The 12818-nt window shown below is 39.0% G+C and carries 7 protein-coding genes; all 7 read right to left on the bottom strand.

Annotation, left to right across the window (positions count from 1 at the left end):
- Nucleotides 1-285 precede the first annotated feature (285 nt).
- The 7 genes from BUA72_RS12275 to BUA72_RS12245 all read right to left on the bottom strand — a co-directional run bounded on the left by BUA72_RS12275 (nucleotide 286) and on the right by BUA72_RS12245 (nucleotide 11925).
- A complete protein-coding gene (locus BUA72_RS12275; protein WP_072923114.1) occupies nucleotides 286-1380 on the bottom strand; it encodes a hypothetical protein in 1095 nt (364 codons plus the stop codon).
- Nucleotides 1381-1634: 254 nt separating this feature from the next.
- Nucleotides 1635-2039: a hypothetical protein gene (locus BUA72_RS12270; protein ID WP_072923113.1), complete on the bottom strand. Its 405-nt coding sequence runs from the start codon at nucleotides 2037-2039 to the stop codon at nucleotides 1635-1637.
- 52 nt (nucleotides 2040-2091) lie between these two features.
- The gene (locus tag BUA72_RS12265; protein ID WP_072923112.1) at nucleotides 2092-2856 is read right to left on the bottom strand and encodes a LytR/AlgR family response regulator transcription factor; all 765 of its coding nucleotides are present in this window, start codon (nucleotides 2854-2856) and stop codon (nucleotides 2092-2094) included.
- Nucleotides 2857-2930: 74 nt separating this feature from the next.
- Nucleotides 2931-4250 (bottom strand): RagB/SusD family nutrient uptake outer membrane protein, encoded by a 1320-nt coding sequence (locus BUA72_RS12260; protein WP_072923111.1) that lies wholly within the window; start codon nucleotides 4248-4250, stop codon nucleotides 2931-2933.
- Nucleotides 4251-4262: 12 nt separating this feature from the next.
- A complete protein-coding gene (locus BUA72_RS12255) occupies nucleotides 4263-7592 on the bottom strand; it encodes a SusC/RagA family TonB-linked outer membrane protein (RefSeq protein WP_072923110.1) in 3330 nt (1109 codons plus the stop codon).
- A gap of 6 nt (nucleotides 7593-7598) precedes the next feature.
- Nucleotides 7599-10181, bottom strand: a complete 2583-nt coding sequence (locus BUA72_RS12250) for a zinc-dependent metalloprotease (protein ID WP_072923109.1) — start codon at nucleotides 10179-10181, stop codon at nucleotides 7599-7601.
- Nucleotides 10182-10293: 112 nt separating this feature from the next.
- Nucleotides 10294-11925 carry a histidine kinase gene (locus BUA72_RS12245; RefSeq protein ID WP_228407867.1) on the bottom strand — a complete coding sequence of 544 codons (1632 nt, stop codon included), beginning with the start codon at nucleotides 11923-11925 and terminating at the stop codon, nucleotides 10294-10296.
- Nucleotides 11926-12818: the final 893 nt, after the last annotated feature.

The following is a 12818-nucleotide window of genomic DNA, read 5'->3' as shown; positions in this document are numbered from 1 at the left end:
AATAGCTTTAGATCAATCCGGTTTTTTTCCATAAGTTTTTTCTGTGGTTTGGTTTTGAAATTTATCACATAAAAAAATCACAGGCAAATGAATTAGCTGTTTTTTGGAAAATTGTCGTAGTTCTACGATTGAATTTAGGGGGAAAACACGGGATCAATGTGAGACAATAAAATACTATGAGTTAATGCATTACAAATAATGAGAAATTTAAATTAGCTTATCTTACAGGACATCAGTTTAAGTCTCGTATTTTAAAGTGTTTTCAGTAATTTTTCCCGGTTGAAATTATTTAATCTTTCGGTTCAAAATAAGCAACTCTTTATTTTTCGTTTTCCGGTCATCCGATGGATAAAAAATAACGGCATAACTGCCTTCTCCAGTTTTGTTGAGGCTTGAAATAATCATATCTTTCTTCTCCATGGGTAACACCTCATTGGTCAATATATTTCTGTAGCCTTTTTCATTTTTGCTGTAGAATAATTCCAACAGTTCATCATTTTTAATCGTGAGCCAGCCGTTTCCGAATTCTCCGTTGAAGTTCACGGTAAAAGTATGTTCAGCAATTTTTACCGGCTGCCAGGTATTGAAAAATTCATTTTCTATATCTGCGATATCTGTAGTGGTACACTGAAGGTCCGGTGTGATGACCTCAACGGATATTTTCCCTTCTTCTTCACAAAGAATGTAGGAGTTTTCCACAAAAGACAGGCTGAGTATTTCCCAAAACCATTCTTTATTGGGACTGACAAGCCTTTCACGTATGACATTTCCCAACTCATCAATCTGTCTGTGCAACCATCCTTTTTTATCATTGGCTAATAGATGAATGTCCCCATTATTGATGAATATTTTATTATTCCTCGGAAGGTCTATTTTGATATTGTGCTTCTTTTTGATCACATCGTTTTTAAATTCGATGGAAAGCATTTTGTCAGGCTTCGTTTCAGACCAGATATCTGCCTCATGAAAGATGGAAAACTGATTGGTTGTCCCTATGAATTTTCCGGTAAAAGGTCTGTTTCCCTTTGGTAATTCTGTACTGTCACGGTTAAAAACCGGAACACTGATTTCCAGTTCTTTATCGGGATGATAAGGAACAAATGAAACATAATTTTTCTGGGCCGAACTTAAAAATAATGTGGGTAAAATCCCATTATCTTCTGCAAAACTTTCTGTATTTCCCTCTGTATCGATGATGGTGTACACCAATTGATAGGTTCCTCTTTTATCATAAACGTAGTTGGCCGAAAGTGTTTTATCTCCGAAAGAAATACTTCCATGCGTCGAAACACCTGCTTCTGACACCAATGTGGTCAGTATTCCAAAATCTGTTTTTTTTACCGTCGATTGGTAAGGATTTACTTGATCCGGATTTTTCATAGGCTGTTTATTTCTGTATGATACCAAACTTTTTATTTTTAAAATCGATCACCAGTATTTTATCCAGGAATATAAGATAGGTACGTTTTGACATAAAATATAATGTGTTCGGAATTAGGTTAACAGGAACTACTAAGATAGATAAATTTCATTCCTAGCCAAGAGTAGCGTATGGAAATCCCATCATTTTGATTGATATTTTAAACTTGCACGTCAAAATATGATGATCAGATTAGCTAAAGAATCACAAAAAATCAGAAAGAGAATCCAAAGAAGGTAAAGTAAACTTTTGCGCCGTTCAGAGGACGTGTAGTCAGAAAATCTCTCCATAAGGTTACAATTTCTTTGAAATCCTTCAAAGGTATACTGTTTACATAACCCTGACGATCATAAAAATCTACCAGATGATTACACATGATGATATCTACTGTCGCCGTATCACTCTCAATTTCCAAGGCAGGATCCGCCAAAGCTGCATTAATATCCGGCAGCAATGAATCATTGATTTGTGAAACGGACTTCCAACTGGTTAAGAAACATGTTAAGCAATAATTGTTGGTTTCAATAATCTTACAGTTTTCTTTTCCCGGAAATCCTTCCCAGCTCATGGTTTTATTTTCGAACTTAACCGCATATGTATTGATAACATTCTGATCCATCACAGGGTGTTTTTTTTGCTTTTGTATCTGTACAGGTTTTCATAAGAATCAATCAGCTTTTCAGCCAGCTTAAACATTCCGTGATCTGTCTTTTGCTGATAAATACATTTGAATTGATTTCAGGGGCAGGCGACAGTTTCAGTTCTACTTTCTGGCTGGAATGTTTGATAATCTCCACAATTGCATTTTTATTGATGATAAACTTACGGTTGATTTTAAAGAAAAGCTGTGGGTTCAGTTTATGAATGACATCTTTAATCGTATCATCATAAATATAGGTCTGGTTGTCCGTCGTTGTCAGAAAAAGGTATTTTCCCGAAGCAAAAAAATAGGCTGCATGGTCTTCATCAATTGATTTCAGTTTATTCCCGTCACGCACCATAAAACGTTTCATCACATCAGGGCTATCCGCCTGGCGTAATGAAGACATTGATTTCAGGACAGGTTCGGGATCATAATTGGACCTGATGGAAATGAACTTCTGTAATGCCTGGTGCAAATCCTCTTCCTCAAAAGGCTTCAGAAGGTAATCTATAGTGAAATGCCGGAATACTCTCATGGCATATTCGTCAAAAGCGGTTATGAAAATAATGGGCGTGAACAGTTCCACAGATTCAAAGATCTCCAGACTCATCCCATCTCCGAGATGAATATCCATAAAGATAAGATCCGCTGCATGGTTTTCGAAGAAGTCTATGGCCTGTTTTTTTGAACGCAGAATCACCATCTCCGTCACAGGGACGATGCTTTGCCGGTCCAACAGGTTTCTGAGATAATTCACAGCCAGCAATTCGTCTTCTATAATGGCAATTTTCATAACATTACAAAAGTACAAAAAAACCGCTAAAACTATTAAGTTCAAGCGGTTTCAGGGGTTGTTAATATGAATGTTTATAAAAGAGGGTTATTCTTCTTGGCACTCATTGGAAATTCTATGGTATATCTCACATCATTCTGCTGAAGAATATAGTCTGTACCATTCACATTATGAATGATTTTTTTCTGATCTGCTCTTCTTAAATCCATCCAGCGGTGGCCTTCCAGAGCAAATTCTCTGAACCTTTCCTCGAGGATAAAATTCATGAAATCTGAAGTGTTCATTGGATTGATCTGGTTTTGAACGGTGATGTATCCGTCAGGCGTATATCTGTTCTTCAGGACCTTAAGAATTGCTTCTTTAGCCTCACTCAGTCTGTTCAGTTTTAATAATGCCTCAGACTGTATAAAATACATCTCCGCAGTTCTGAAAGACACTCTGAAATCTGTAGTTCCTCCTTTGATCACTTTGTATTTGCTGCCGTTCTTTTCAAAATAAAGACTAAATCTTTTATCTGTTGTGGTATTGTATTTTGAAATCAATTCCGGGGAAGCATAAGATACGTTCTGCACAGCAATATTCAGGGCATTATCCAAAGCTAAAATAGATTCTACCGAAGCATAATGATTAGGCGCAGTAGGTGTTGTATTCAGATTGCTTAATTCTCCTTTCACTGCAATCACCTGTTGTGCATAGCTTAAGGCCTTGTTCCAATCGTTTTGATAAAGAGCGGTTCTCGCCTGAAATGCCTTCAGGGCGGTCTTTGAGAATCTGTAATTGATTCCGGCCGGCTGCTTCTCCTCTACCATCAGTCCTTCTGCCTTTGCCATATCTGCATGCACCTGATCGTATACTGCCTGCACAGAAGAAGGTTTCAGTACCTGCTCAAGATCAATCTCAAGGCTGATCGGCACTCCTCTGTCTGTAGCGGCTGTTGCACTGTTATAAGGCTTCCCATATAAATTAACCAAATCAAAATATAAATAGGCACGAAGCGCATAAGCTTCTGCCAGAATCTGATTCTTTTCAGGAGAATCTGCCATGGTCTTGCTTCCTTCGTTGATGACCTGATTCAGATAAAAGTTTACGGAATAAAACGCTACCCATGGAAACTCGGCTGTGGCCTGATCGTTGTTGGAATCTTTCCACATCGCTATTTCGCGGTAGACATTAAATTCATTCAGGGTTTCATCTATCGTCAGCTCATCTGTTCTCAGAGCGGTCAAAGATTTGTGTACCGGATATTGAGAATAGGCTGATGTAAGTACTTTGCGGTAATCCTCTGCGTTCATCGGGATAATTTTCCCTTCAGGCTGAATATCTAAAAAACGGTCACATCCGATACTGGAAAAGCTTAAGGCTGCGATCGCAATGAATGTTGTAATTTTTCTCATTTTTTTCAAGTTTTAAAAAGAAACATTAAATCCTACTGTTACTGATTTGGCAATGGGCTGTGCATAAATATTACCATAGGTTTCCGGATCAAAATAACCTTTGTACCCATTACTGAACACAAACAGGTTACGTCCTTCAACGCTCAGTCTCAGACTGCTGATTCCCATAGGACTGGTAAATTCTTTAGGCAGTGTATATCCCAAACGGATGCTGCTGATTCTTACATAGCTGATCTCTTTTGCCCATACATCAAGCAGGCTGTAGGCATTAGAACGGTTGTCGGCAAACCATTTATTGGCCATCCATCCTGGATTGCTCTCCATATCGGCACTGGTGATTCCCGGAAGTGTGGTTCCTGCTTCGTAGATATCTTTGGTGTAATTTCTTCCTCTGTCCAGATCCATTCCACGGTAAGAAGGGGTTCTCATCACTGTCTGCTTAAAATTGAAAGCGGCGGAAACCGTCAGATCAAAGCTGTGTATTTTGAATGTATTGATGATACCTCCGGTAAATTTTGGATCTCTGTCTCCTACATACGTGAAGAGATTTCTCAGTTCTTCGTTGGAAAGTTTAGTATCCACAAGCTGCCCCGGAAGGAAGTCTGCATATACATCGTATAGTTTGAAGAATTCTTCTGCTTTTACCTTTTCATTTCCTTTCCAGAACATCGGATTTCCGTTTTCATCCATACCGGCTGTTTTTAAAGCAAATACAGCATTCACCGGAAGACCTTCTCTTGAAGGAAGCAGGGCGTTGTTACGAGGCTGCTCGCTCAATACATTGCTCTTGTTGTGGGCAAAGTTGATGGTGGTATTCCATTTGAAATTCTCCTTATCGATGTTTCTTGTCGATAGCGCCAGTTCGAAACCTTTGTTGGTCAAGCTTCCCCAGTTCATCATCGTATATTCAAACCCGGTTTCGAGTGGCGTTTCTTTCATACTGATCATATCCGTTCCTTTTCTGCTGTAGATGTCCGCGGTAAGATTCACACGGTTTTTCAGCATTCCCAGATCAAGACCAAGGTTAACGTTGGTTGTTTTCTCCCAACGAAGTTTATCGTTTGGAGGACTGATTACGTTAATGATATTCTCTTTACTTCCCGGAAGAATAGTGGTCTCCTTGTATTCACCGATAAAGAACGGTGACGTGTTACGGTCTATATTCCCCTGCAAACCGTAAGAAGCTCTTAATCTAAGATTAGAAATAGCCGTAAGGTCCTTCATGAAGTTTTCCTTCGTTACCAGCCATGAACCTGAAACAGCCCATATCGGCAGGTATTTGTATTTTTTATTCACCCCGAATAAATTGGTTCCGTCATATCTCACACTTCCGAAGAATGTATATTTCTGGTCGAAAGTATAGGAAGCCGTTGCAAACATTGATGCATAAGCATTTTCAACAGGTGCCATTTCACGGTAGGTTTCATATTTCTTATCTCCGGCAAAATTTGAACTTGGGAAAACAATAGGAGTTCCGGTTCTTGTCATGCTGTTATACCCGAAAGCTCTGGTCAGTGTTGTATTGTCATTCGTTCTTCGGATTTCTGATCCGGCCATTAAATCAATTTCATGTTTTGAATTGATTTTTGTGCTGTAGGCTGCCTGTAATTTCCAGTTGTACTGGAAAAATTCATTATCCCAGTTTTGTTTTACCCCTCCGGCAGGAAGAAAATAACGGAATGCTCCATCTTTATAATAACGCGTTCCTTCCTTCATTTTTCGGGTAGAGTATGTATTTTCAGCGGCAAATTTTTCTGTCTTGTTGCTGTCATACTGCATCCCGAACTGAGACGTAATCTTCAGGTCTTTGGTGATTTTATATTCTAAATCCAATATCCCTTTTATTGAACGGTTTTTTAGGGTATAGTTTGTATTTTCCCTTTCTTCCAGGAAGTTGAAAGGCACATAGGCATCTCTCAAACCATCGATATCCTGATCATATCTGTAGGTTCCGTCTGCATTGTACGGACTTAGATAAGGATTGGCATTTCTTGAATAATTGATAGGGTTAATAGAAGCATCAGCATCCGTTACAAACGATGTACGTTCACTGTTGGTCCCGAAAATAGAGATTCCTGCATTTAACTTATCACTTAGTTTATAATTGTTTTTTAAGGTCAGGTTATAACGTTCGAAACCTGTCCCGATTGTTGTTCCCTGCTCGTCATAATATCCTAAAGAGAAATAGTAGTCTGAACGGTCACTTCCTCCGGAAACACTTAATCCATACTGCTTATTGATGGCATTTCTGTACAATAATTTTCCCCAGTCTGTGCTATTGTTTCTTAAACCATCTAGCTGCTGACGGGTCATTGAGTTCAACGCGCCCAGACCTCCGCTTCTGTACGCATCCAGCTGTCCGTTTTTCGTTAGAATTCTCATCACTTCCCCTTTGTCTGCACGGTAGGTTAGATCTGCACGGCTGGCAAGCATTAATTCCAGGTCTACTTTTTCAGAGGCATTCAGAAGGTTAAGTTTGTCAAAATCCGGACGTGAGGTTACAAAAGTATCCGCTGAGAAATTGATTCTCATGCTTCCTTTTTTTCCTTTTTTGGTGGTAATAGAGATCACCCCGTTGGCAGCTCTGGCTCCATAAATAGCAGTCGCCGCAGCATCTTTTAAAATGGTGATATCCTCAATATCGTTAGGATTTAAACCTGCAATAGAAAAATTCTGAAGCTGGTCTATATTATCTTTATCGCTGAAGTTCGGAACGTCATTTCCTTCTAAAGGAAGACCATCCACTACCCAAAGCGGATCCTGCGGACCTGAAAGAGAAGCTGTTCCTCTGATTCTGATTTTTGCAGGACTTCCGGGAGCTCCGGTTTCAGGTGTCACCACTACTCCGGCGATCTGTCCCGCCATCATCTGGTCTACACTCGCAACACCGGCCTGGTTGATATTATCCATCTTCACCGTAGTAACGGCTGAAGTCTGCTTACGTTTTTCAATTTTCTGATATCCGGTAATGATAACCTCCTGGATTTTATTTTTGTCTGAAACCTCAGGAATCAGTCTTACCGTATAATTGGTCTGCCCTTCACTGATCTGAATCACTCTGGACTCATAGCCCGGATAACTCACCAGTACAGACTTGGTGTCTGCAGGAATTTCCAGTATAAATTTTCCGTTACTGTCGGTTACTGTTCCTACAGATACACTTTCAATAATGCCTACCAGATCTGTTTTTGTAGAAACGGACTGGGTTTCTATCTTCACCGTAGCCCCGGAAATCATTGTCGCTGTATTTCCGTCTTCTATTTTTCCGGTAATGGTTTTCTTTTCCTGGGCCAATGCAATCTGAGCCGCCAAAAGAGGTAAAAGTATTAGAGTTTTTTTCATAGCTGATTATTTATTTAAAGCCTCTTTTATTCGGATGATCAAGTCTGCATAATGAGCCCTGGAAGCTTCATCTCCTTTATTCTTACTTTTATTTAATAGGTTCAATATTTTCTGTAGTTCTGCCCTTTTGTAGGTAGTGACTTCAGATACTCTTTTCATCGATGAGTAGTTGATATTCCTCAGACCGTGGTCTTCTTCATGGAAATTACAGATCATCGGAATGTTCAGTGTATTTTCCACCTTTAAGGCTTTCACTGCCGTTTTTTCAAATAATTTATTCACGGAAACAATCAAGGCATCTACATAGTTTTTCTGCGTCATCTTTTCAAGAATCGTCAGGCTTCCTTTTTTGCTGAAAACCGATCCACGAAGCTGGTCGAATAAATCCTCCACCGTGTAGATTTCTTCCTTCGAACCTGAAACTTCATTTTTCAACTGGTTTTCGATCATTCTCAGAAGTCTGTCGTCCATCAGCAGAGAATAGATATTCGCATACTGCATTCCTCTTGCTAAGGTGTACGGTGTCTGCTCAAATGGTCCCATCGGGGAGTTTTTCACAGAATACGTTTTCTCCGTGATTGGATTGAAAAACAACCATTCCGGAAGATTGATTGAGTTTTTAACCAAATAATCAACCGCTCTTTTCTGAATTTCTGCAGGTACAGCTTCATAGGCTTTTTTCTTGCTGCCGAAAACTGTATTATCCAGATAAATTCCTCCTACATTCGCCATCACATGACCTGTGTACAGATCCCACTGCCCGATAGCACCCATATACAATTTTCCTGCATCCGTGTACGTTTTTCCGTCTTCATAAGTCCACTTCAGAAGGTTGTCTGCAACGATTCTTAAGTTTTTCATTCCGTACTCGCTGGCCTTCATCGCATCATCTCCCAAATCTTCAGACTGCGAACGCGGATCGATGGTTTCCAGATAACTCTGCTGTTCGCCATAGAAATACAATGGATCATTTTCATGCTTTTCTATTAAATCTCTCAGCGCTTTTTTCTCGGATACTGCATCAGGATACCAACGGTAACCCCATTCAATAGCGTGTTTATCGTAAATTCCGATCTTTGGAGTGATCGCGGTGACTCCATCTTCCGGCTGTGCTACATAGTTGTATCTCGCATAATCCATAATGGAAGGCGCAGTACCACCCATTTTATCTGTAAACTCTTTTGAACGAAGAGATTCTACAGGAAAAGCAAAGGAAGATCCCATATTGTGCTTCAGTCCGAAGGTATGCCCCACTTCATGTGACGATACAAAACGGATCGCCTCGCCCATATGCTCATCGCTGAATACATTTCCACGTGCTTTTTCATCTATTGGTCCAGTCTGAATTCTCATCCATTCCTGAAGAGAAGTCATCACATTGTGCCACCAGATAATATCCGATTCAATGATTTCACCGCTTCTCGGATCTACTACGGAAGGTCCCATCGCATTCGATTTTGGGGAAGCCACGTAGGTAATCACGGAATATCTTACATCATCAATATCAAAGTCTTTATCGTTCTCATCCGGCATTTTTGCAATCACTGCATTTTTAAAGCCTGCTTTTTCAAAAGCAGCCTGCCAGTCGAAAACACCTGCAATAATCTTCTCACGCCACTGGATAGGTGTTGCAGGATCTATATAATAAATAATCGGCTTTTTAGGTTCTACCAATTCGCCTCTCAAATACTTTTCTTTATCTTCATCTTTAGGTTCCAAACGCCATCTGGTGATGAACTGCTTTTCGTCCATTTTCTGCTGACGGTCGTTGAATGCCCAATGTTTTTCACTGAAAAATCCAACTCTTGCATCTCCAATTCTCGGCTGCATCGGTTCTTTGGAAAGCAACACCAGATTGGTCGTTACTCCAAGCGTTACCGGCAGATCTACACCACCTTCATTCACGGATGTGGTCAGCTGGGATTTGACAACCAGATTCTGAGGAAAAGTTTTTACCCCTTCGATATAGGAAAGGTTGGACTTCACAGATCCTCCAAGACCTACATTAGCCAAAACATCATTAAAGCTTTTCTGATTTCCGTCAAAAATCTTATTCACTTTAATGGCTACAGATGTAGAATCATTGTTCTGGGCTTCAATATCAAAAACCTCAATCACAGATTCTGAGAAATTGTCTTTCACAGATTTTGTGATCACATCGTTTTTAGGCGATGATACCTGCGGAACCACAGTTTTTACCCACACCTTTTTGGCTACTGCATCGCGGTGAAAGGAAATGACTTTGTTTTCGTAGTTCATTCCTTTGTTCAGCCCTGCTTCATTCACCTGCATCGGTACCTGAGACAGTTTATTGACTACCAAAAACTGACGTCCCATCAGACTGTCCGGGATTTCAAAATACACATCGGTCTTCACCTGAATGGTATTGAAAAGGCCTTTTTTATAAGTTCCTTTTTTAATCAGATCATCAATTTTTTTTGCTTTTTTTGATGAAGTATCTGTTTTCTCCGATTTTTCTTTATCTGTTTTTAAAGTGTCTTTTTTCTGTGCCAGTACTGCCGGTGAGGCTAATGCCAGTCCTAAGTACAATGCAAGTCTGTAGTTCTTCATTACCATAGTCCGATTCATTCCAAATTATTAGATATCTCAGTTTCAGCCCGCAAAACTATACGGAAAGAAATAATATCAACAGCGTTAGGGAGTGAGAGGACGTATTTCGGGAGTGAATGGATTTCATTTTTTATTCTAATAATGGTAAAATGCATATGAAATATTCACCGTCTACGGAAATATTAACAGAATTCTTTTTAAAAAAATCATAAACCTGATTCAAATAATCAATTCCGAATTTGGCTCCCTGTACATCTTCATCTGTTTTGGGCTGCCAGGTATTCTTTACAATGATTCCTTCGTCTTCCACCGTGATGAGAATGTCTAATGGATGATCTATAGTCGCAATATTGTGCTTGATAGCATTTTCCACCACCAACTGAAGAGACAGATAAGGAATGCGTTTTTCTAAACTTTTGGGATGATGGATGATCAGATCAAAGGTCAGTTCTTCATCGAACCTGCTTTTCAGAAGCTCCATATACTGCTGGATGAACTTAATTTCCTGCGCTACCGGAACGATGTTTTCCTGAGGCGGTACGATAAGATACCTGTAGATCTTGGAGAGATTCATTGTAAACCGCTGGGCATTGTCTTTATTGATCCCGATGAGCATATATAGGGAATTCAGTGAGTTGAAAAGGAAATGCGGATTGATATTGTTTTTAAGCTGCTGAAGCTGGTGCAGGGCTTCTACCCTATGCATTTTTTCATTCTCAACCAATAGTAGATTTTTCTCAGACTGTATCTTTTCTTTTTCCTGATAGGCTATATTGGCTGCCCTCTGAAATAGGATAAAAACAGTTACGATTAGGAATAAAGCCGCCAGGAAGATATAGACCGTATACATTTTCGTATTACTGACACTTTCATCAATAAGGAAATTGACGTGGTTGACGACCGCATAGCCATCAAAATTATCCGTCTTCAGTGGTTTTACGAAACGGGTTATTTCCAAATCAAAATACTCTGAAATCCCGGTTCCTTCTGTATATCCTGATTTTGTTGTACTGCATAAGGTATCTTTCGGCTGAACATCCGTAAAATCAAAAATATTTCTTCCCAGATATTTCTTTTCAGGATGGGAAATACAGATGCCTTCCTTGGTGAAAACATAGGCATAATTGTTCAGGCTTTTGTCAATATTGGAGAAATATTCGTGAAGATCGTTCAGGCTTACCGCGGAACCATAATATAGGATATTTTTCTTTGGCAGCATCAGCGAATCATAACTGACCCAATAAGTGGTGTCCTTGCGTGTGGTAAGGAAATCTCTGAAATGTCCGGATCTGTTGTTTTCTATTTTGGTATACCTTGCCTCAGGAGATTTATTTGTGATTACATCCGATAGATTACTGTTACTTACAGATTTCCCGGAAGTGGCATCGTAGTAGGAATACCAGCTGTAGGGCATTAGATTTTCTTTCCGGTTCATATTATTCAGGACGGAAGAATATTCTTTGTAGTTTTTCAAGCCGTCTTTCTGAATCAGGGCACGCAGCAGGTACTGGTATTCTTCTATATTTCTGAATTCTTTTTCCAGCGTTTCATATTTCTGAAAAAAGGTTTTCTTAGCAAATCCTTCATTGTTTTTCCGGCTGTCACGGGTAATGAGGAAACTCAGAATCGCAAATGCAGTTACCGCAATGAAACAGGCCGATAAAGCCGCTATATAAATAGATTTCTGAGCTAATATGTGTTTAAAATTGGTTTTCATTCTTTTATTTTCTCCTTCTCCAATACCATTAGATTCAATGGTCATATTTTAAAATCTTATCATAAGATTCTTCTTATACATCCAGCTGGATGCATTTCTTTTGGTGTGATTTTGTAAGGTGTGTGAGTCATATGCTCTTTTGTCTTGAAATCAAAGATTCGACGCAGTCAAACAAAAGGAACAGCTTATGGTTATAGATTTATAAAACAGAACGCATTTTTAACGCAAAGTTTTATTCTCATAGTGCATATTTTAAGGATACAAAGAGGGAATCAATTACATTGATTCGACTAAGCGGTTGTTTTATTTACCTGATTAATCAGCCGACATACTGATCTCCAAAAATAGATCAATCTCCAAACTTGGGGAGTGAAGTAAGTACATTCAAACCTATAAAAGTCTGTTTAAAATTGATCGTCATTTTCTTAACCTCAATAAACTTTAGTTTATTTCTTAATTTCAAACATTAAGGATTTAAGCATAATGCTTATTGTTATCAATGAAGAAATCAATAAATTGATTTTTCTTTAAGTTGTTTAAGCACCTCATAACTTAAGATCTTAATTTCTTAATGTTAAAAAAAAACTTGCTCATCATGTTTTGAAATTGATCCTCCAAAATTTACATCCTGCATCCGTGACTTTTTTCCATAAAAAAGTTCCATTAGCCTTCTAATGGAATTAGTTTTTTCAGCGGAGATGGTGGGTCGATTACATTGGGCACCTAATGCCCTTTCTAACCTTTTTAGATACCATTAAAAATAGATTGCAAATATACTACAAAATATTGAAAGCTTCTTTTACTGAACACTATTAAAATCAAATAAACATCCACGAAAAACCGCTTTACATGTTGCCAGACCCTATTATCCGTGTCTTTTCTTCCACTTTCCCACTTCATAACATCTGTGAAGTTTCTTTATGGGCAAGGTTGATATG

The organism is Chryseobacterium sp. OV279 (genome assembly GCF_900128945.1).
Taxonomy (GTDB): Bacteria; Bacteroidota; Bacteroidia; order Flavobacteriales; family Weeksellaceae; genus Chryseobacterium.
Note: the sequence above shows the minus strand (reverse complement) of the source record. Positions and strands in the feature narration are given on the sequence as shown.